The 21,850-nt window shown below is 40.0% G+C and carries 21 protein-coding genes and 1 tRNA gene; 9 read left to right on the top strand and 13 right to left on the bottom strand.

What is annotated here, in order from left to right; genetic code table 11:
• Nucleotides 1-90 precede the first annotated feature (90 nt).
• Nucleotides 91-1,122, top strand: a complete 1,032-nt coding sequence (locus NCWK1_RS05045) for a dihydroorotate dehydrogenase-like protein (protein WP_103123950.1) — start codon at nt 91-93, stop codon at nt 1,120-1,122.
• A 65-nt stretch (nt 1,123-1,187) separates the two neighbouring features.
• Nucleotides 1,188-2,267 carry an ATP-dependent 6-phosphofructokinase gene (locus NCWK1_RS05040; RefSeq protein ID WP_103123949.1) on the top strand — a complete coding sequence of 360 codons (1,080 nt, stop codon included), beginning with the start codon at nt 1,188-1,190 and terminating at the stop codon, nt 2,265-2,267.
• Between the two features lie 17 nt (nt 2,268-2,284).
• On the opposite strand, the gene NCWK1_RS05035 is transcribed toward NCWK1_RS05040, so the two are convergent.
• Entirely contained in the window at nt 2,285-2,851 is a 567-nt protein-coding gene (locus tag NCWK1_RS05035; RefSeq protein ID WP_103123948.1) for a hypothetical protein, read from the bottom strand.
• A gap of 136 nt (nt 2,852-2,987) precedes the next feature.
• A complete protein-coding gene (locus NCWK1_RS05030; protein ID WP_103123947.1) occupies nt 2,988-4,112 on the bottom strand; it encodes a hypothetical protein in 1,125 nt (374 codons plus the stop codon).
• A gap of 500 nt (nt 4,113-4,612) precedes the next feature.
• Here NCWK1_RS05030 and NCWK1_RS05025 point away from each other — a divergent pair, with 500 nt between their 5' ends.
• Nucleotides 4,613-5,242 (top strand): HAD-IB family phosphatase, encoded by a 630-nt coding sequence (locus tag NCWK1_RS05025; RefSeq protein WP_103123946.1) that lies wholly within the window; start codon nt 4,613-4,615, stop codon nt 5,240-5,242.
• A gap of 103 nt (nt 5,243-5,345) precedes the next feature.
• Here the strand turns inward: NCWK1_RS05025 and NCWK1_RS05020 are convergent, their stop codons facing one another.
• A complete protein-coding gene (locus NCWK1_RS05020; RefSeq protein ID WP_096580823.1) occupies nt 5,346-5,831 on the bottom strand; it encodes a hypothetical protein in 486 nt (161 codons plus the stop codon).
• 374 nt (nt 5,832-6,205) lie between these two features.
• Entirely contained in the window at nt 6,206-7,684 is a 1,479-nt protein-coding gene (gene glgA / locus NCWK1_RS05015) for a glycogen synthase GlgA (RefSeq protein ID WP_103123945.1), read from the bottom strand.
• 295 nt (nt 7,685-7,979) lie between these two features.
• On the opposite strand from glgA, the gene NCWK1_RS05010 reads away from it, so the two are divergent.
• The 3 genes from NCWK1_RS05010 (at nt 7,980) to pcrA (ending at nt 11,076) form a co-directional block, all read left to right on the top strand.
• Nucleotides 7,980-8,222 (top strand): AbrB/MazE/SpoVT family DNA-binding domain-containing protein, encoded by a 243-nt coding sequence (locus NCWK1_RS05010; RefSeq protein WP_096580819.1) that lies wholly within the window; start codon nt 7,980-7,982, stop codon nt 8,220-8,222.
• Nucleotides 8,216-8,563, top strand: coding sequence for an endoribonuclease MazF (gene mazF / locus NCWK1_RS05005; RefSeq protein WP_103123944.1), 348 nt, complete (start codon nt 8,216-8,218; stop codon nt 8,561-8,563). Before NCWK1_RS05010 ends, mazF begins: the two co-directional genes overlap by 7 nt.
• A gap of 188 nt (nt 8,564-8,751) precedes the next feature.
• A complete protein-coding gene (pcrA, locus tag NCWK1_RS05000) occupies nt 8,752-11,076 on the top strand; it encodes a DNA helicase PcrA (protein WP_103123943.1) in 2,325 nt (774 codons plus the stop codon).
• 154 nt (nt 11,077-11,230) lie between these two features.
• On the opposite strand, the gene NCWK1_RS04995 is transcribed toward pcrA, so the two are convergent.
• The 3 genes from NCWK1_RS04995 to NCWK1_RS04985 form a co-directional block, all read right to left on the bottom strand.
• Entirely contained in the window at nt 11,231-12,961 is a 1,731-nt protein-coding gene (locus NCWK1_RS04995; protein WP_103123942.1) for a diflavin flavoprotein, read from the bottom strand.
• A gap of 163 nt (nt 12,962-13,124) precedes the next feature.
• Nucleotides 13,125-13,616 carry a phosphate-starvation-inducible PsiE family protein gene (locus NCWK1_RS04990; protein WP_103123941.1) on the bottom strand — a complete coding sequence of 164 codons (492 nt, stop codon included), beginning with the start codon at nt 13,614-13,616 and terminating at the stop codon, nt 13,125-13,127.
• A 242-nt stretch (nt 13,617-13,858) separates the two neighbouring features.
• Nucleotides 13,859-15,589: a diflavin flavoprotein gene (locus tag NCWK1_RS04985; RefSeq protein WP_103123940.1), complete on the bottom strand. Its 1,731-nt coding sequence runs from the start codon at nt 15,587-15,589 to the stop codon at nt 13,859-13,861.
• A gap of 238 nt (nt 15,590-15,827) precedes the next feature.
• On the opposite strand from NCWK1_RS04985, the gene NCWK1_RS04980 reads away from it, so the two are divergent.
• On the top strand, nt 15,828-16,778 hold the full coding sequence (locus tag NCWK1_RS04980) for a 1-aminocyclopropane-1-carboxylate deaminase/D-cysteine desulfhydrase (protein ID WP_103123939.1): 951 nt from the start codon (nt 15,828-15,830) through the stop codon (nt 16,776-16,778).
• A 67-nt stretch (nt 16,779-16,845) separates the two neighbouring features.
• On the opposite strand, the gene NCWK1_RS04975 is transcribed toward NCWK1_RS04980, so the two are convergent.
• The 5 genes from NCWK1_RS04975 to NCWK1_RS04960 form a co-directional block, all read right to left on the bottom strand.
• Entirely contained in the window at nt 16,846-17,340 is a 495-nt protein-coding gene (locus tag NCWK1_RS04975) for a hypothetical protein (RefSeq protein WP_096580805.1), read from the bottom strand.
• A gap of 136 nt (nt 17,341-17,476) precedes the next feature.
• Complete coding sequence (locus tag NCWK1_RS04970) at nt 17,477-17,836, bottom strand: hypothetical protein (RefSeq protein WP_103123938.1); 360 nt, start codon at nt 17,834-17,836, stop codon at nt 17,477-17,479.
• A gap of 196 nt (nt 17,837-18,032) precedes the next feature.
• Complete coding sequence (locus NCWK1_RS04965) at nt 18,033-18,428, bottom strand: protein tyrosine phosphatase family protein (RefSeq protein WP_103123937.1); 396 nt, start codon at nt 18,426-18,428, stop codon at nt 18,033-18,035.
• Nucleotides 18,429-18,478: 50 nt separating this feature from the next.
• A complete protein-coding gene (locus NCWK1_RS29405; protein ID WP_187308058.1) occupies nt 18,479-18,646 on the bottom strand; it encodes a hypothetical protein in 168 nt (55 codons plus the stop codon).
• Nucleotides 18,647-18,829: 183 nt separating this feature from the next.
• Nucleotides 18,830-19,447 carry a metal-binding protein gene (locus NCWK1_RS04960; RefSeq protein ID WP_103123936.1) on the bottom strand — a complete coding sequence of 206 codons (618 nt, stop codon included), beginning with the start codon at nt 19,445-19,447 and terminating at the stop codon, nt 18,830-18,832.
• 93 nt (nt 19,448-19,540) lie between these two features.
• On the opposite strand from NCWK1_RS04960, the gene NCWK1_RS04955 reads away from it, so the two are divergent.
• Nucleotides 19,541-19,613: transfer RNA gene (locus NCWK1_RS04955), tRNA-Val, on the top strand.
• A 249-nt stretch (nt 19,614-19,862) separates the two neighbouring features.
• On the opposite strand, the gene NCWK1_RS04950 is transcribed toward NCWK1_RS04955, so the two are convergent.
• A complete protein-coding gene (locus tag NCWK1_RS04950) occupies nt 19,863-20,489 on the bottom strand; it encodes a Uma2 family endonuclease (protein WP_103123935.1) in 627 nt (208 codons plus the stop codon).
• 173 nt (nt 20,490-20,662) lie between these two features.
• Here NCWK1_RS04950 and NCWK1_RS04945 point away from each other — a divergent pair, with 173 nt between their 5' ends.
• The gene (locus NCWK1_RS04945) at nt 20,663-21,835 is read left to right on the top strand and encodes a sigma-70 family RNA polymerase sigma factor (protein WP_103123934.1); all 1,173 of its coding nucleotides are present in this window, start codon (nt 20,663-20,665) and stop codon (nt 21,833-21,835) included.
• The last annotated feature ends 15 nt before the right edge of the window (nt 21,836-21,850 follow it).

The raw sequence follows: 21,850 nt of genomic DNA, 5'->3' as shown, positions 1-21,850 counted from the left end.
CAAGATTCAAAGCCTCTCTCCGCTTTGGGGAGAGGGGTTCTAAGAAATCGCTTTACTCCACATCTCTCAGCTATTTAGGAATAAAGTTATATGGATTTAACTACAACATACATGGGGATGCAATTGCGATCGCCTCTTGTCCCCTCATCATCGCCATTAACTGAAGAGATTGATAATCTTCAACGGATGGAAGATGCTGGCGCGGGTGCAGTAGTTATGCACTCACTGTTTGAAGAACAGTTAATCATGGAAAGCTACGAACTGCACCATCACTTAACTTATGGCACAGAAAGCTTTGCTGAATCTTTGACTTATTTTCCCGAACCAGATAGATTTCGCATCGGCCCAGAAGAATATTTAGAACTAATTCGCCACGCCAAGGAAAGGGTAGATATCCCCATTATTGCCAGCTTGAATGGTTCTTCATTGAGTGGATGGACTGACTACGCCAGACTTGTAGAACAAGCAGGTGCATCAGCACTAGAATTAAATACTTATTACGTTCAAACTGACACAAAAGTAACAGCCGAAGAAATAGAGCAAGGTTATGCAAACATGGTGCATAAAGTCAAATCTTCTGTAAATATTCCTATTGCAGTCAAATTGAGTCCATATTTTACCAATATGGCAAATATGGCCAAGCGTATAGATCAGGCTGGGGCTGATGCTTTGGTGTTGTTCAACCGATTTTATCAACCAGATATCAACCTCGAAACCTTAGAAGTCCAACCAAATGTACTGTTAAGCACTCCCCAAGATATCCGCTTACCTCTGCGCTGGATTGCTATTCTCTACGATCGCATCAATGCCGACTTAGCTGCAACTAGTGGGATTCATAACGCTCACGATGTCTTAAAAATGCTGATGGTTGGGGCAAATATTACCATGTTGTGTTCTGTACTGCTGCGTCAAGGCATTAATCACATCCGCTGTATTGAAGAAGAAATGCGCCAATGGATGGAAAAACACGAATATGAATCCGTCCAGCAATTGCAAGGAAGCATGAGCCAGAAAAATTGTCCTAATCCTAACGCCTTTGAACGCGCTCAATATATGAAGGCTTTGCAGACTTACAAACCAGAATGGGGGCGAATTTATGAGCCGTCTTATTATTACGGATGAGATGAAGTATGAAATTTCATTCTTCTGCCTTCTGCCTTTTGACCAATGACCAATGACCATTGACTATGAAAAAACGTATTGGTATTTTGACTAGTGGCGGCGACTGTCCGGGATTAAACTGTGTAATTCGTGCAGTTGTGAGCCATGCCACACTCACATACAATTGGGAAGTTGTTGGTATTCCCTATGCTACACAAGGTTTATTAGAGCGACAAGCGATCGCACTCAGTGTTCACGGTTGGGATTTACGCGGTATTGATCCCCTGCTGAATATGGGTGGTACTATTTTAGGGACAATCAATAAAGGCGATACCCTAGCCCATGCTAGTGAGATGGTTGCTAGTTATGCAGAATTAAAATTAGATGCCTTGATTGCCATTGGTGGTGATGGCAGTATGAACATCATCCATCAACTAGCTACTCTGGGCAATTGGAATTTAATCACCATCCCCAAAACCATAGATAATGACGTTGCTTTAACAGAAAGAGCGATCGGATTTGATTCGGCTGTGAATACAATTGTCGATGCTCTCAATCGTCTCACATTTACTGCCGCCAGCCACGATCGCGTGATGATTGTCGAAGTTATGGGGCGCACAGCTGGACATTTGGCTTTATACGCAGGTATCGCAGGCGGCGCAGATGTAATTTTAATCCCGGAATTAACATACACAATTCCCGGTTTATGTCAACATCTTGACGAACTGCGAAATACTTGGCGACGAAAATTTGCCATTGTGGTGGTTGCGGAAGGCATTTCTCCAATGACAGTAGATTTTGGTAATAGTTGTAGTTTAGACGTAAATGGTAAATACCCATCATTAAAATGTGGGATGGGACAATATATTGCTGACCAAATTACGCAATGTACTAGTCATAAAGTTGATACGCGAGTTTCGGTTTTAGGTCACATTCAGCGCGGTGGAATTCCTTCGGCTTTAGACAGATTAACAGCTACAGTCTTTGGCAAAGCTGCTGTCGATTTAATCGCTCAAGAAAAATATGACCAGATGGTAGCTTGGCAAAATGGTCAAGTTGTCGCTGTTCCCATTGCAGATGTAGTGGCTAAAAGTCCCTCACCCGTAGACCCTGGCGGTTATTTGGTACAAAGCGCTCGCGCTTTAGGCACTTATGTGGGTGAATAATCACTAAGTACTGAGTATCAATCGGGCAAATACTTAGCGCCTACCACTTTGCCCTCTTTGAAATAAACAGTCACTATTTCCGCATTGTAATCACCATCGTTTGGGTCAAGAATGTAATTTAAATTCTGGTCGGGTATAGCGACAAAGCCTTTTTCTTTAGGGTTACGATTTGCCCAGACACCATCATTATGTTCATCATTTAATGCCCATTCCGGTTGAGGAAATCTTCCCCCTTGGGGAAAATGCTGGTTAAATAAGCTTTGAACCTCCTGAATTGTCATCCCATTTTTAGCATCGAGATAAAACTTGGTGAAAGGTTTTACAGGATTGAGAGTCAAAAAATGTAGAGTTAATAGAATGATATTGAAACCAATGAACAGCCACAATTCTTGTTTACGCCGAGATTGTAAGTGTATTGGCAAGAGTAAGATTAGGGCTAAAACAGCCATAAATAAGTAAAATTGCCAGAACAAGGAAGCCGCGAATTTATATTCTAGGAAGAGTCCCAGTAGAAATAAAACTATTAAAAAAATAACTTCGACAATGAGTTCAATCCATTTAACGTGACGCTTAATATATTTCATTTCACTGTATCTGGGGTGTTCTTTTTCAGAAAGAAAATCCCACTATAACCTGAGTTATACGGCGATCGCAGAACTAGACACTTCTCTACCATGACACAGTGAACTATTGAGAATCCTTATCTGTTTCGACCAAGAATTATGTCAAAAAACTAAATGTTTGTGTTGGTAAGTTCCAACTACCAAATACACCATTTCCCAAGGGTAAACCATCAGGGTGGAATCGGAGAGCGTATCCTGGTGCGTTGGGGTTTTCTACTACAGCTAGGGACGATTTACCTTGGCCTGTCCAGTAGATTTTGCCGTCAGGTGCTAACCTCGGCCCAGAATAGCCAGTTACATCACCAATAGCTAGGGTATCAATTTCGGTTTCTATCTCGGTGACTAAATCCATTTGATGTGGAGTCGCATTCCAACCTTCTAAAGTATGTTTACTCCACTGACCAAACTCCCAATCACCTTTAGCGTAATACAACTTTGTACTGTCAGGTGAGAAGGCGCAGGAATAACCAGCGGAACCACGAATTAAAAAATCACTGTGGCTGATTTTACCTGTAGTCCGGTCAATTTTGGCGATCGCAATTCCCAATCCTGCTACACCCAAGGCGACTTTGTTCCAATTGGGGCTGAAAATAATTGAACCTTTATTTACTCTTTTAGCAACTAAGGGGTTCAGCCGATTTTCTGGGAACACAATTGATGAGGCAACATATTTGCTATTGATACCACTTTTATCTACTAAGTAAGCCCTTATCTCGGTTCTACCGTTGAAAATCAATAACCAGAAAGCCTTACCATTACTATGCGGCGCAACGCCAAGGGCTTCTCCTGGGTTCTCGAGTTTCCCTGTGAGTTTTCGGTTCAAAAGAATAACTGAGCCGTTGATACCTTTAGATAAATCTGCAATAGAGTAGAATATCGCCTGGTTGTTGTTTGTAAAGATGTAAAATCTGTCAGGATTACCATCAGGAGTCGGTACAATGGTCACTGCTTGTGTCGCTGACCAACTTTTTGCACCCCAAACTCCATCTTCTAAAATTTGATGAGTTTGCCCGTTGAAGATTAGTTGACCATCGCTATATAACCGAAGTCTACCTGTTATGGGATCAGTATAGCTGGCAGTTGCTTCAAATCCTGAACTATGTCCAGCTTTTGGCAGAATTTTCGGGCGATCGCCACCAAACTCAATTAAGACTTTTTTTCCAACTCCTGTGTACCAAAATCGATCTGGGACAGCAAGCTTTGTAATGGATAGTGCATTCATGATCAGTTTTGTCGAGCAATTAATTTTGTAACTTAGTTGTCAAACTATTTGAGATAGCACTTGCTAACGTTTATGTTTGCAATTCTTTGAAACTAAATCTGAGTATCGTATTTATATTTGGTTACAAAATTTACAAGTATTTATTCTCAGCCCTTGATAGCTTATAAAATCTGGATTTTAGCAACTTACTTAGTATACATATATGAGTACTTGATTTATCTTTGATTAAAACATAATAGTATCTCACCCAGTTAATAGCTTGATTTTTGCTATATTAGTATTAAACTTAACATACGATATTGTGTTTTTTTGTAAATCTCTATACAAAATTTTTATTTTAATTTCCTAATATTTAGTACTTGTATTCTTTTAATGGAAAATCTGTATTTATTAATCGATCTCAAGTCATAAGCTAATAGGATGACTTGTGACAAATGCAGATCTAAATATATCTATCGATATGTATAGAGAAGTTCATACTTTAGATAGAGGCTCAAGCTGTGAAGAGAATTGTTTTTTGTGATTTTGATGGCACAATCACAGTTGAAGAAACCTTTGTAGCGGTGCTAAAAAAGTTTGCACCAGAAGTTGCTGCACAATTACTACCAGAAATGTATGCACAGCGGGTAACACTAAGAGAGGGAGTCAAGAAAATTTTAGAATCAATTCCCTCTGCACAATATGGAGAAATTTTAGAATATACGCGATCGCAACTCATCCGTCCAGGCTTTAGCGAACTGCTAGATTTTCTGGATTTTCAAGGTGTCCCTTTGGTTGTGGTGTCTGGCGGGTTGCGGGGAATGGTAGAAGTTGTTTTAGGTGAGATAGTCCCAAGAGTAGCCGCGATTCACGCCGTTGATCTAGATAGTAGTGGTGCTTACTTCAAGGTGAATTCTGATTATGAAGGTGGTACAGAATTAGTCGCCAAAGTGCAAGTGATGGCTGAATATCCCGCTGATGAGACAATTGCTATTGGTGACTCCCTCACAGACTTAAATATGGGCTTACAAGCTTCTATTGTATTTGCCCGCGATCGCCTAGCGCACTATTTAGACCAACACAAAAAACCTTATATTCTCTGGAATAATTTCTCAGATATTCAGGCGTATCTACAGCAATTGTGGAAATGACTTAAGCTTATCTCCAAGCAGTAATAGCCAAACTAAAAGGTTTAGTATCTGCTGCATCAAATATTAGCTGTTACCCTCTTTTAGAGTGTAACAGCTTAAAAGTTTATCTACGCACATTAACACCTGCAACAGAATTAGCTCTTTGTTCTAATCTCTCTGGGTTTGTTGCTTCCAAATACTTTGCTGTCATCTCCGGTGTCAGGAGTTCCAACATCAAACGGTTTTCCAGCCAAAATTCCACCACATCAAAAGCACCATCACGGCTACAAGGAAGCACTCGCCAGCCTTCCCGTGCGCCAATACGTTCGATTTCCTCTATGTTAAGGGGAACAGAAATTGCTGCATGAACTGATGTGTAATTTGCGGGATGTTCATTCAGTTGAAATCCGGCTTGTCCTTCCCATCTATCTGGAATAAGCTCGCTACCCAATGGATAAAACTCAATTCCTGTGCCAAATTCATCTCCTACCAGCAGCATATATCCACCAGGATTTGGTGAAAATGGCATTACCTTACCGTGCATAATTTCTGCCATTACATTAGCTACGTGCTGAGGATTTTTTACAGAAATAGAAATGTGGTGGAGCATAGTTACCTCTTAAAACATGATGAAAATATCAAGCTATGAGAACGTTGATATTTTGATCTATAGCTTGTTTTACAAGATTGAACTCTATCTTGAGATATTCAATTAGTCAGAGAATTATATTGACCTTTCACTAGATGTGAAAAATTATTAACGCAACAAGCTACAGTCTTGGTTAACTTCAAGCTGCATCGTTAGACTTTCCAGACAATTAAGAGAATAAGAAACAAATCTTTAACTAGTAAAAATTATTTGAAGATTTATAAATTAGTAAAGGTGCGATCGCCATCACGAAACGCACCCTACAGTATCGAATTTATATTAAATTAACCCAAGATAAATCCGCTTCTCAGAGAAAGTCATTTAATGACGCTGGCTTACCCACGATGTCTAATCCACTCATAAATCTTGAGATACTCTGCTCCCGGAATGTTCCATGAGTAGTCATATTTCATCCCCTGAATCGCTAGTTGCTGGAACTCATCAGGCGATTCATACCACAAATCAATTGCTCGATTCATCGCAGACTCAAGCGCATAATTATCTGTGTCATAAAATACGTAGCCATTGCGTTTTTCTGGTGGTAAATTTTGGTCGTAATCTCGATCAAATACCGTATTTACTAACCCACCAACACCACGAACAATGGGTACTGTGCCGTATTTTAAACCAATCATCTGGGTTAAACCACAGGGTTCGTAATTGCTGGGAACAACAATCATATCCGCCCCTGCATAAATAAGGTGAGATAATTCCTCATTAAAGCCCAATTCTAAATGCACATCGGGGTTATTATTTAAAAATTCTTTTTCGTGGTGGAAATGAGTATTAATTGCGGCTTCTGTAGCTGAACCAAGTAAGACAAACTGTGCGCCTTTACTGAGTGCATGATAAATAGCATGATGTACTAAATGCACACCTTTTTGATTATCTAACCGACCGATATAAGCAACGATTGGTTTATCCGCAGCGTCAAGCAAGAGTCGCTCTCGCAAAGCTTTTTTGTTATATATTTTTTGTTCAAAATCTTCGTAGGTATAGTTCGTGGGGATGTAGCGGTCAATTTCAGGATTCCAAAAATCGTAATCGATACCGTTAAGCACCCCAGTGAATTTATCTTGATGCAAATGTAACGTATGACCTAAACCACAACCAACTTCTGTATAACGAGCTTCCTCAGCGTGGTTTGGCGAAACTGTAGTGACTGCATTGGCATAAACAATACCCCCTTTCATGTAGTTCAACGCAAAGGGGTTGAAGTCGTCACGCAGCTTATCGTATTGGAAATAATAAGCCTCTCGATTTAAACCTGTAGCCGCAAGGGTTTCTCCACCGCCTATTCCTTGATGCTTAAAGTTATGGATGGTGTAGCAAACCCGCTGATATTCCATACCGTTATACTTGTAAATCTCAGCCAGCAATACGGGAATTAAGCCTGTTTGCCAGTCATGACAATGGATAATATCAGGTCGCTTGTTGCTTTGATTTAAAAATTCTAAAGCGGCTTTGCTAAAAAAGGCAAAGCGCATATTGTCATCATCACAACCGTAATAACAGCCGCGATTAAAGAAATTATCTTCGGAGTGGGGTTGAATAAAGAAGCACAGCCTACCATGCACCCAGCCGCAGTATACAGAACAGTGAATTGCTGCACCGTACCAGGGTACCCACAAGTCTTTGTAAGCATCATGCAGACCCCAAATATGGTCGTAGCGCATACAATCATACATGGGCAGAATGATTTCAACGCAATTTCCCCTGCCCTCTAATTCTCTACTCAGTCCGTAAACAACATCCCCTAAACCGCCTGCTTTAATTACAGGAGCGCATTCCGAGGCAATCTGTACTATGTACATTCCTAGTCCTCGCTATACAAAACTTTATAATCACTATACTGTTCAGTATATGCAATATGTACTCATTGACAAGTACGTAAGCCAATGTTAATCACGAAAGCTTAATACAATTAGGAGATAGTCGGGGTGTTTCATCTGCTGCAAGACTTATACTGAGGAGTGTTGAGGGGTATTTAGTTTAGTAAAGTTTATGTTCCAAACAATCAAATAAGTTTAATTATACGTATATACTATGTATATACGTAGTTAATTCCCAGATTGCTTAAAGTTGTTTTACTCATTTTAGTGGTGTCTTATGATTGCAACTATTACAAAGTGGGGAAACAGTCTTGCTGTTCGTATTCCCCAAAATTTAGCTAAAGAAATTCAAATAGCTGAAGGTTCTGAAGTGGAAATTGGTGTGGTAGATGGAAATTTAGTAGTGAAACCCAAAATTCGCAAGCGATACTCACTTGAAGAATTGGTACAAGAAATCACTCCAGATAATCTCCATACTGAAGTTGATACTGGAATCAATGTAGGAAATGAAGTTTGGTAACACAAGTGAATCCTTACGTTCCTAATCGGGGAGATATTGTTTATTTAGACTTTGAACCCACAAGAGGACATGAGCAAAAAGGTGTGAGGCCTGCTTTTGTGATTTCTCCCTATACTTATAATGAGAAAACTTCCTTAGCATTGTTGATGCCTATCACCAAGCAACAGAAGGGCTATCCTTTGGAGGTAATTATCCCATCAGGGTTTAAGACTTACGGAGTTATTCTTGTAGATCAAATTAAGTGTTTAGACTGGAAAGCTCGTAATGTTAAGTTTGTTGAGTCTTTACCAGAGACAGTGATTGAAGAAGTGCAAGCCAAGATTGCAGCGTTGTTATTGTAGTGAATGATATTCAAGTTTGATAACAGCACATTAGTAAGACTTATTTCCGTTTTTGGGTTAGTCTTTATGATCAACAAGAATACTCTGGCTTGATATTTGTGCGATCGCACTTTTCTAGTTAAAACCACAGGGTTGACACTGCTAAAATACCTTATGACTAGCAGCGACACACCCGCATCCCTCACGCCATGACTACAACTATTGATTTTCTCAGTCACCTTAACCCTAGCCAACGTCAAGCCGTAGAACACTATTGTGGCCCGTTGTTAGTTGTGGCTGGCGCTGGTTCTGGTAAAACACGCGCACTAACTTATCGCATCGCTAACTTGATTCTCAAACACCGTGTCAATCCGGAAAATATCTTGGCGGTGACTTTTACCAACAAAGCCGCACGAGAAATGAAGGAACGTATTCAAAAGCTATTCGCCGAACAATTGGCGATGACGCAACACGGGACAAAATTTGATTTATTACCAGAACACGAACAAACAAAACTGCGATCGCAAGTTTACCGCACAACCATCAAAGATTTGTGGTGTGGCACTTTCCACAGTTTATTTTCGCGGATTTTGCGGTTTGATATTGAGAAATATCAAGATGAAAAGGGGCGCAAATGGAATCGGAATTTTTCAATTTTCGATGAATCTGATGCTCAATCTTTAGTTAAAGAAATCGTCACTAAACAATTAAACCTCGACGATAAAAAGTTTGAACCGCGTTCTGTACGCTACGCTATTAGTAACGCCAAAAACCAAGGTTTGTCACCCCAAGAATTTGAAAAAGACCAGCCTAATTATCGCGGACGGGTAATAGCTCAAGTTTACAGTTCCTATCAAGATAAACTTGCAGAAAACAACGCCCTTGATTTTGATGATTTAATTCTTGTCCCTACTAAGTTATTTCAACAAAACGAGCAAGTATTAGGTTATTGGCATCGCAAGTTTTGTCATATCTTAGTAGATGAATATCAAGATACCAACCGCACTCAATATGACTTGATTCGGTTGTTAGTGACCAACGGTGAAGAGAGAAAAAGCGAATGGAATTGGCAGAATCGCTCGGTATTTGTAGTAGGCGATGCTGACCAATCAATTTATAGTTTTCGTATGGCAGATTTTACTATTTTACTGGAATTTCAGAACGATTTTGGCGATGGGTTGCCAGATGAAGATACCCGCACAATGGTGAAGTTAGAAGAAAACTATCGCTCTTGTGAAAATATTTTGCAAGCGGCAAACGAATTAATTGAAAATAATACCCAACGCATTGATAAAGTTCTCAAGCCAACACGGGGAAGTGGTGAACAAATTTATTGTCATAAAGCTGATGATGAACTGGCGGAAGCAGATTTTGTCATTCGGCAAATACGGACTTTAGAACATCAACATCCCGAATTAAATTGGGGTAGTTTTGCTATTTTGTATCGCACCAACGCTCAATCTCGCCCCTTTGAAGAATTGTTGGTGAGAAATCAAATCCCTTATACAGTGGTGGGGGGGATGAAATTTTATGACCGGAAAGAAATTAAAGATGTGATAGCTTATCTCAGAGCGATCGCCAACCCATCTGATACAGTCAGTTTATTGCGGGTAATTAATACTCCCCGACGGGGAATTGGTAAAGCCACCATTGATAACTTAATTAACGCCTCGCAGCAATTAGGTGTCAGCTTGTGGGAAATTCTCAGCGATGAAACATCTGTGAATACGTTGGCTGGGCGTTCTGCAAAAGCGGTGAATAACTTTGGCCAAATGATTGGCCGTTATCAAGAACAAGTCGCCACGGTTCCAGTTTCGGAAATTGTCATGGGTTTGTTAGAAGAATCTGGTTACGTTCAAGATTTGCAAAGTCAAGGTACTGATGAAGCAGAAGATAGAATTCAAAACGTTCAGGAACTTTATAACGCCGTCTTGCAATTTCAAGAAGAAAATGAAGATGTTTCCTTAACAGCCTTTTTGCAAAGTACCGCCCTGAGTTCTGATTTAGATAATTTAAAAGAAGGACAAACAGCGGTTTCTTTGATGACTCTGCACGCTTCTAAAGGATTGGAATTTCCCGTAGTCTTTTTAGTGGGTTTAGAACAGGGATTATTCCCCAACTACCGTTCTATGAATGATCCTGCATCCTTAGAAGAAGAACGCCGCTTGTGTTATGTGGGAATTACCCGCGCCCAAGAAAGGTTACATTTATCCTTCGCCCGCGAACGCCGTTTATATGGTTCACGGGAACCTGCATTGCGATCGCAATTTCTCGACGAATTACCCCCAGAATTATTAACTAGCCAAAGTAAAATTCGTCAAAATTATCCTAAAACTGCTACAACAAACAACGTACAGCAAGAAGGCTCTCACAATTGGCAAGTTGGTGATCAAGTACTACACAAAACCTTTGGAATTGGGGAAATAACTCATGTTTTTGGTACAGGAAATAAAATATCTGTAGCAATTAAATTTGCTAGTTTAGGTCAAAAAATTATTGACCCCAGAGTAGCACAATTGCAAAAGGTAGATTAAATATTCTCAAAAACCTAACCCCTCAGCCTCCTTCCCTGCGAGGGAGGGAGGTAGTTCAACTCCCCTCTCCGACGCGGAGAGGGGTTAGGGGAGAGGTTATTTTATGATTACTGAATTGGTGTTTTAAAAAACGCTATAAATCGAGATCACAAGATTAATAAAAACTCCCTGATTTCCGATGTTCAATAGCAGTCATACCATCATAAGTTAACATTTCTCCTTTATCGACAACCGCATAAATCAACCATCTGTCTCCAGATTCCAATTGATTCTGCACTGTGCATTCTAAATAGGCTAATGCGTCATCAAGAATGAGACAACCATTAGCCGCAGTTTGTGTGCCAAGATTGGAAAATGGGTTGTCTCCCGAAGTGCTATGACGGGAAAAATAGCGGCGGACATTTCTACCTTCTTTAAGAATATTTAACACAAATTTATCGCCAGGATGACGCATCAAATCAGCGTTTTGCTCTTGAGAAATTGCAATCATAATTCCTGGTGGATTAAAAGTTGCCTGTGATACCCAAGAAGTTAAAATACCTTTGTGGCTATTTTGGTCACGAGTTGTCACAACACACAAAGAACCAACAATTCTTCCTACAGCTTGTTCTGTACGGTCTACTTGTGCTTCTGTAACTACTTGACGAGGGACACGGAGTTTTTTATTCCTTTTTAAAGTTTGGGCAAAGGTAGCACCCGCAGTTGTACACTGTTGGAGAATCTCTTCAGTTGGGCTAAAGCGTACGCGGATGGTTTCAAACCCTAAACGATAATTGGCATCTGTGAGTTTGTTTTCTAATAAATCAATAGCCTCGCCACTCCAACCGTAGGAACCAAAAACACCTGCTAACTTAGTTTTTGTGGCTGTTGAAAGTACTATTCCTAAAGCTGTTTGCACTTGTGTCGGTGCATGACCGCCTAAAGTGGGTGAACCAATAATAAATCCATCGCAGGCTTCTATGAGGCGAGTAATTTCTGCTGTGTCTGCTAGTTCGCAGTTGATTGACTCTACATTAATACCATTTTGAATTAATCCTTGAGCGATCGCATTTGCTAAAATTGCCGTATTCCCATAAGCTGAAGCATACAGTAAAGCCACGCTAAACTCTGGCGATTTTTGCCCTTGACACCATTGGCGGTAATCGTAAGTAAAACGACTCAAGCTATAACGCACAACTGGGCCATGCGCCGGAGCATAATATCTCGCGCCTAAGCTTGTCAATTTATCTAAGGCTACTTCGACTTGTTTGGCTTGGGGTGCATGAAGACACTCAAAATAATAACGGCGTTCTGCATCTAATTTTTTCCAGTCTTCGTCAAAAAGGGTATCTTCGCAGATATGAGCGCCAAAAAATTTGTCTGTATACAAAATCTTGCTACCAGAATCATAAGTACAGAGTCCATCTGCCCATCGAGGAGTTGGTACAGTGATAAATGATAGAAAATGACCTTGTCCTAAATCTAAAGTATCTTCGGAACGTACCGCTTGAATATGTGCTTCCCATTCGGGAAAAGAGGATTTCAAAGCATTAGCCGCCGGACGAGAGCAAATTACCGTTGCTTGTGGTGCATGAGATAGTAATACTTGAAGTGTGGTGCGGCGGTTGGGGTTAACATGATTGAGAATAATATAATCTAGAGTGGCTAAATCGAGATGTTGTTCTAGTTCCTGGATATAAATGTCAGTAAAAGATTCACCAGGCGGGTCAATTAAAGCTGTTTTATCAGCTTTAATTAAATAAGAATTGGCTGTGGTTCCTTTTTGGCGGGAATATTCCACCTCAAATTTTAGTCTTTCCCAAGTCCGCGATCGCAAAATTATTGTATCCTGTCCAATTTCTGCAACCTGAACATCTCTAGGACGACTGGGTGTGATAGTAGTCATGGATATATTAACCTCGTAAAAAGTTTGAAGTATGAAATACGAAGTATGAAAATTTTTGGTGCTTTATGATAGAGGCTTGATTTTTCCAAGTTACTCATCGGTCAAGCCATGAATTTTTATCAAGCTGGATATACTAATTTATCCATTTCATACTTCGTATTTACTAATGATTTATGCGATGGCTTTTGTAGCGTTGAGATACTTGTTGTTCTGGATCAATACCTTCAAATGTAGGCGGTAGCCAAACTCGTAAAACTAAGAGAATTCCTAGGACTAATAAGAAAGCACAAGTCGCTAAAACTTGAGTCCAATTAGTTTCTAGTACACCTTTAACAATCACTTCTCGTAAAGCAGAAACAATAGAAACTTCGACTGCTACCCCAATAGATATACGTTGTTCTTGCAAGTAAATAATCAGCAGCCGGAACAACTCAACTAAAATTAACAAGAAAAGAATATCGGCAGTGACAACTTGAAAGTTCAGAGGAGGTAACAGCGAGAGAAACATATCTCTCACCTGAATAACCATGAAGCTAAATAAGCCAATACATAAAGAAATGACAATCACATCTTGAATCATTTCTAAGCTGCGAACAACACGAACTCTATTGAGTTCATAGGCATTAATTGAGTTATCATCAACAGGTTTATACATGGTTTGTTATAAAGAATGATGGATTATTAACCAAGTAAAAAGGTAATAAATATTTTCTTTTTACTTTTACCTTCTTACAAAGTTAGGCGAAGAGAAGTTGCGTGCGCGGGTTCCCCGCGTTGAGCAAACTTCGGGGACGGAAACCGACACCGCCACGCCAGTTCACTCAACGGGGGAAACCCCCGCAAGTGACTGGCTCAACTTTGCGCTTTTTACTTTTGCCTTTTTACTTTTGCCTTTATTTAGTAGTGATTACCAACTTTGCGGTGATGAACAGCGGTGAGTGCATTGATGTTGGCTACTCGTCCGGTTTTCACAGTGCTATAAATCACCCAATGATCGCCACAATCCATACGGCTGGTGATTTCACATTCCATGTAAGCTAAAGCGTCAGCAAGAATGGGGGAACCATTCGCCGCAGGATAGGTTTTCACGCCAGCAAAGCGATCGCTACCAGGAGGAAAACGCTTGAGGAAGTGTTTCATGTAACCTTGATAGTTCCCTTCTTCCAGGACATTTAACACAAAGCGATCGCCTACGTGCATCAAGGATTCAATGGCGCGTTCTTTAGCCACAGCAATTGCTACGCCTAAAGGATTGGCGCTGGCTTGTGTTATCCAAGACGCAAACATGGCGCTGTGAATTTCGGCTTTTTTGGCGGTGATGATGTATAAGCCTGTGCTAATGCGTCCCAGAGCCTTTTCTAAATCAGTGTTGATGGACTTGATTTGTTTAATGGCGCGATCGCGGTTTAACCATAATCCAATATCTGTCCCCGCTTCATCACACAATTGTTCTGTGGCTCTGGTGGGAGTTTCTTTAATTAAAATTGGTGGAAAAGCTTCAGTTAATCCAATTTCTTGAAACTTGTTGCGTAAAGGATAAACTGGTTCATCTTCCCCTCCTCCCGACTCAAATAAACCCACAGCTTGTTTATGATGAGCCGCCGCCAATATCGTACTTAATGCTGTTTGGGCAACTATAGCAGATTGGGGTGGCATTCCAATTACTAAACCAGCAGCTTGTGAGACTAATTCCCGAATTTCTTGAGGTTCAGTGTTATTCAGCGGTACTAATTCAACTACTACTCCAGTTCTAGTAATACCATGTGCAATATAACGGGCAATACCTTCACTATAACCGTAATCTTCTGTGTAAAATAACGCTACAAATGACTCAGTTTTTGTTTGTTCTAAACTCCAAGTTTGATAGCGGTTTATCCATTCAGAAGTATTGTGTTTTAGCAATGGCCCGTGACCTGTTGCTACTGTTAATATCTCTAATTTTTCAATGCGTTTTAAAGCTGCCAAAACTGACCGCGCATTTGGCCCCATCAGGCAGTCATAATAATAATGAAAATCTTCTTCAATAATGGCTAAATTTTCATCGAATGTATGGTCATCGCAGTAGTGCATCCCAAACACATCACAGGTGTACAGAATGCCTGTTTTGTAGTCATAAGTAAAGATTGTATCCGGCCAGTGCAGGTTAGGAGCCGAGATAAACTCTAATTCATGACCATTGCCTAAATCTAAGCGATCGCCATTTTTCACAATTATAGATTTAAATGGCTGGTGAACCATATTTTCTAAAAATTGGATCGCTACTTTCGCACCCACAACAGTAATATTTGGCGCTAATCGCAAAATATCTTTAACTAGTCCACTATGGTCTGGTTCTGTGTGACTAATAATCAAATAATCTATTTTTGTTGGCTCAATTAATCCTGTTAATATTTCTAAGTACAATTGCTCAAACTTACGGTGTGAAGTATCAACTAAAGCAATCTTTTCACCTTGAATTAAGAAAGAATTATATGTTGTACCATTACGTAAACCAAACTCAATATCAAAACGCTCTCTATCCCAATCAAGGCAACGAATTGCGGTAGTTTGAGTGGCAATTTCAATAGTTTGGATAGTTAAACGTGATGGATGAGAAAAAATTGGAGTAGTTTCTGTGAGTGCTACCATTGGGTTTCTCCAAAAAGAAATTTATCTGGAGTGAATCTGCTTACTCTTATATTGAACTGTTATTTTCATTTGGTAAAATGCCAATTTCTAAAGTTACTCATCAGGAAGTTTTATTTATGATTAAAATTGGTTTAGCATTGTAATTAATCAATGTTTATCATTAGTTTTTAAATGAGCAGATACCCGACTTCTTCAAGAATTCGGGTATCTGAAGGCCATTAGAAGTGCAATAGTCTCCATGTCCTCAATCTTTCTTCCTCCGCCTACTCAACAGATTCATTGCAACATTACCCAACGTGCTGGGATAAAACTATCAGTGCTGCGTCTCGACTTAATGCACCCGTGGGTGAATGGGAATAAGTGGTTTAAGTTGAAATACAATCTTTTAGAGGCTGAGGAGAAGAATTTTTCCCAACTGCTAACCTTTGGCGGTGCTTATTCTAACCATATTTTTGCAACCGCAGGCGCAGGGAAATTATTTGGATTGCAGACAATTGGGGTTATCCGTGGTGAGGAAAGATTACCACTGAATCCTACTTTAAGTTTTGCTGTACAACAGGGTATGCAGCTTGTATATTGCGATCGCACTACTTACAGACAACGCCACACCACAGAATTACACGCACAGCTAAAAGAACGCTACGGTGAAGTATTTATCATTCCTGAAGGTGGAAGTAACTTAAACGGTGTGCGCGGTTGTACAGAAATACTCCCAGAAGTTGGAGACTTTGATATTGTTTGCGTTGCTTGTGGTACAGGTACGACTTTTGCAGGTATTTTACTTTCACTAACTCACAAGCAGAGAGGAATCGCTTTTCCCATCCTCAAAAATGGTTCATTTCTGCAATCAGAAATTGACAGCTTATTACAGAGTTATCTTGCTTCTGGTTTACCAACACCAAATAACTCTGTGTGTACGGGGGAATTAATCTGTGATTACCACTTCGGCGGTTATGCCAAAATCAACGATGAACTACTCAAGTTTAGCCAGCAATTTCACCAAACCCACGGTATACCTTTAGATTACGTCTACACCGCCAAGATGTTTTATGGGGTGATGGATTTATTACAACAAGGATTTTTTAGTAAAGGCGATCGCCTACTGCTTGTTCACACTGGTGGTTTACAAGGTAATTTAGCTAGAGATCAATCAGCCTTGAGGATTGAACAACGTCTCCAGGAAAGGTAGAACCTGAATCTACATCAATTCAGGTAATCAATATGCTGCTGAAAGTTGAGAATGTAAGCCTTCTGAACTATTTCACTTCCGTAATCTTCAACGTGTAAGGGTAATATTGACCTTCTTTGTATGAACCTACCCAAATTTGATAATTTCCTGGTAGCCATTCACCACTCATACCAGGATTTTTGCCCTCAAAATCGTCATTACACCATGTACCGCCAGGCCCTTTAACAATCATAGTTACATCCTGGGGACTCTGCACTTGTAATTTGAGATAATCAAATTTGGTTGTGAGTGCTAAGGTATGGTCTGGTGCCTCATCCACAAATCCATCACAAGGCCCAGTAAGTGTTTCTCTCCTACCAGCAATTTTACTCCCAGAGAATGAACCGCCACTCATTCCCCGAACAGTTAGAGGATCTGGGGAAAATGGATGGTTGACAGTCACATCTCCAAATATCGGTGGTGCTTCTTGAGCATTAGTGATGGTATTAGTTGTTGATGTGACGCAGAAAGCCAATATCGTCAAAGATAATCGTATCCCTCTATTTAAAGATGTTTTCGACATTGCGATTACATAAGTTTCTCAGTGCTTTGAAAGACACGAATTTTACACACTAAGTTCCCAATATGAGAGGAATTGACTATTTATCTTTTTTGTAGCACTCATTGGCGATCGCCAACAGTCTCATTCAATTGTCTTCTTAGCCAAACCAATGAGATGCAGCTAAATTGGGATCAACTGCTTCGGGGATGTAGCGATGAATATCCTCCTCTGCTTCACCTAAGACTTTTTCAATTCCTTGGCGAATAACGGATTCTAAGTGCAATGAACGTTCTAAAGAACGACACATAGATTCGGAACAATTAAATTCTGGTTTTTCTGCGGCATCAACTGTGATGTACTGATTGGGAATTCGGCTTAAAATATAAGCAACTAGAGTTTGCCTAATATCTGGATTGGCAAAAGCTTCCTGATAGGGATGATGAGGGTAAGTGTCTAAAATACTCTCAAGCTCTTGAATAACTATGGATATTGTCAGATTAATCAAAGTTTTAGTCATTTTAAATCGCCTCTTTTAATGTGGATTTTTGATGATGAGGCACCAATTTATCATGGTGTTTTTATATAGCAGGTGACAGGTGACAGGTGACAGAGTTAAAAGTCTTTTATTGTCTAAGTTTTATCGCTTACCGATGTCCTAACTACCTTGGCTACAGCTATAAAAGAATAAAAATAAATGATTAATCAGATTATTTTTAGCAATGAGAAGAAATTAAGCCTAAATTGATAGTTTGTTGGAGTGCGTTTTCAAAAGTCACACCTTGTTTAGTAGCAATATATAAAAAGACTATGGCAGCTGAACGAATAGCATCATCACAATGAATCAACGTAGGTTTTAATGATTGATTGATAACTCGAAAAATTTCGAGTGCGGCTTGATGATTAATTTCTCTCAAATTTGTCGGAAAATTAATATACTGTAATCCTAACAACTCCACTTTTGCTTGTTCGTTATCTAATGAGTTTGTTTCATCTGGCGATCGCAAATTGAGTATAGACTTGTAACCCTCATTAGCCAATTCCTGTAATTGGTCTAATGTAATTTGTCCGGCGATCGCTAACTCATCGTTAATTTTCCTAACAGTAATCATATTTGCCGCCTTACTTGATTGGGGCGACTTACTTGGTCGCCCATATAACCTTAATGTCTACGTTTATCTTCAGAAATATCACCTTCAAATGGTTGAACGCCCGTTTCTGGGTAATTATCATCTCTAGGACTAAAAATTCTCTTGGCTGCACCTAAAATATAAGTGAAAACTTGCGTCGTACCATCTGTAATTGATTGTATTATTTTGGCAATAGACATAAATTCTTCTCCTAATTGATTTTTATGGGGAAAAACTTTAGTAGCTGCTTGATATTAATAGAATTCAGGAGTCAGAATGCACAGATGAATCAGCGGGAAAACGCCTAAGTAAATAAAGCTTGTCTTACCTACACTGTTAATTTAGAAGAACAATTTGAGGAACTTGTGAGGATAGCAACAGGATTACAATTTTGGTTTCTTGTTATTAGATTTAAGTTTAGGTTTAGGTTTAGGCTGACTAATGCGACTTGATACTTTACGTTTCTTGACTTTGTGAGGAATTAAACCGCGAATTCCCTGCTTTTGCATTCGCTTATATGCCGAACCGCCCCAATCGCTAAGAGAATGACTCATCGCGCCGAGTTCCAAACCAAGAAATAGGGCAAGATATTCTGTACTATAACCAACAAGCGATCGCTCGACATTTTTACCTAAAGCTTGCCAATTAAATGCGGTGCTTCCCAGTTTTTCGATAATTACCGACACGATTAAAGCTGCGATCGCCAGCAACACCAAAAGGTAAATTACCCGCAGCGTCGTGCCAATAATCGGCCCGTGTGATAAGAAAGAACGATGACGCAAGCTTTTTTGATAAGGTAGCCAAATCCACCGCAAGTATCCCCAGCGTTGATATTGCCGAGAGTAAATATCTAAATCGGGGCCAAACATCAGACCGCCAAACATAAACCCACCAGCCACCAGCAGAGTCACGCTGCTACTGCGAGTCTGCCAGAAAGACACACCCGCCACCAACGGCAAAGCCCATAAAGTAATGCGATCGTGCGTTTGACCAGAGGGCATTTACAGGTTCTCAAAAAGAAGGAAAAAATTTTTTCTCAAAAATACTAGCGCGATTCAAAATATTTTGCTATATTGATTGTTAGTGAAATGAACGGGCGGTTAGCTCAGTTGGTAGAGCGCCTGCCTTACAAGCAGGATGTCATCAGTTCGAGTCTGGTACTGCCCATTTTACAAGAAAGCCGCCACTAAAATATGGCGGCTTTTATTATTGGGACTATATTTTTGCCGCACGAATAATGGTGATATTTTTGCCGTCAATTATCTTAAATTATCCCAAATTACAGAGTAACTTTAGAGCAAATGTATTGCAGTGAAATTAACAATTGAGGTAGTGAAACAGCGCCTCAAGGCTACAAAAATTGGCATGAAGCTGGAAGTACAGTTTACAGGTGTCAGAAGTTAGAGGGCGATCGCCCTAATTGGCTACAGCAGATTGAAAAATTTGTTCGGCAGTTAAAATTAATTCTGGAAATGTAGGTGATTCAATGCGATCGCTGTTTCGGAATTGTTTAACTTGGTATTCTCCTTCAAGCAATGAGTAAATCGAGATAGTGGGTTGTTTAGGATTGCCAATAAATTTTTTTCCACCCAAAGCCGCATAATCTATGATCCAGTATTCTGGAATGCCAATAGCTTCATACTGACCAAGTTTGGTAAAGTAATCATCACGCCAGTTCGTACTCACTACCTCAATTACCAAAGGGATTGAATCCGCTTGAGTTAACGTTGATTTGGTTCTCCATAATGACTCGTTGACTAGGTTAAGACGATTCAATAACAGCACATCAGGTAAGAAAGCAGATTCACCTTCAGTTGATTGAACAAATGCCATTTTAGGAATGTCTAACGGTTTTGAAAGACGGGCGCACTCCAGTAAAATTTGTTTAACTAAGAATGCAATAACTAACTCATGATCACCTGTTGGTGGTGGCATTTGTTTAATAAATCCATGATGAAGTTCATAACGAAACTGGGTTGAATTGGTTGGATACCAGTCTAGGAACTGGTCAACACTTATAGGAATTGGTAGCGACTGAACCATTTATCTACCTCCGCTCCCCGTTAAATATGGAAAATTCCATTATGATATTAGCGACAATTGACATTTAAGCGATCGCCCTAAAGATTTCATTAACAGCCGAAACATAATGCAATGCCCTTGTAGTAAAGTTTGTGCAGCTTTCGTTATCCTATAGGTCGGATTGTCAGTTTTTTATGCAACCTCGACAAAGCATTATTGAAATTTTTTCAACTTTCGTGCAGTTTGATGCTGATCGCTTCAGTCGTTGGGCGACGGAATCGCGCTTGCGTCGCAGTATCCAAGGTTGTCTTCAGAAAATACCCAAAGAAAATTCGGAATATTTCTGGGTACTGTATTGGTATAAATTTTGCCAAGATTCAGCCACCGCATCCTTAGCGAAACAGCATCTCACGGCGTATTTACAAGAACCTTGTTATTGGACATCGCAAAAAACTTGTGCTGGTTTTGCTAGTAGCCAATTTAAATTATCTGATTGTTTTCAAATTGCGATCGCTCAAGTTGAACGTGTTCTCAAAGGTTTCAATCCTTCCCAAACTAGTACTTTAAAAAACTACGCTAGTCTGATTTTTAGTACCGCTATCCGCGAAACTTTGCGTCAGCGTCAAGAAGTCGATATCTGTAGTGATTGGGGTTTGTTACGCAAAACTAGTCAAAAGCGATTAGAAGAATCTTTGCAAAATGCTGGTTTATCCCCAGAGACAGTCCGCGCTTACATTTTGGCTGGGAATGCTTTCAAAACTTTGTATGTTCCTACCAAAGCGAGTAACTCTCGGCAATTATCTCGCCCTGATGATACCACTTGGGAAGCGATCGCGAAATTCTACAATTCCCAAAGTAGCCAACCAGCTAATCCCGAAACTCTGGAAAAGTGGCTACTCAGTGCGGCGAAAGCTGTTCGCAAGTATCTTTATCCCACCCCCGATTCTCTCAATGTCTCCAAAGGTGGTGATGATGGATTTGAGTTGCTGGATAATTTACCAGGGACGCAAGAATCTTTAATTAACGAAATTGTCGCCCAAGAAGAAGCACAAGCGAGAACTCAACAGCAAGGTGAGATTAATCAAATATTAACAACGGCAATCGCCCAACTAGAAGCGCAACTTCAGGAAATATTGCAACTATACTATGCACAGCAACTTAATCAAGATGCGATCGCTAAACAACTAGATATGAAACAATATACTGTTTCGCGGCGACTAACCAAAGCGAAGGAGGTTTTGTTTCGGTCTTTAGCTAACTGGTGCAAAGATAGTCTGCATATTTCTGTGACATCAGACTTACTAAAAAGTATGAGTGCTGTGATGGAAGAATGGCTACAAAATTACTACAGTGCATCTTCTCACTAACTTATACCCAAATTC

The sequence above is a fragment of the Nostoc cycadae WK-1 genome, from assembly GCF_002897135.1.
Lineage (GTDB): Bacteria > Cyanobacteriota > Cyanobacteriia > Cyanobacteriales > Nostocaceae > Nostoc_B.
Note: the sequence above shows the minus strand (reverse complement) of the source record. Positions and strands in the feature narration are given on the sequence as shown.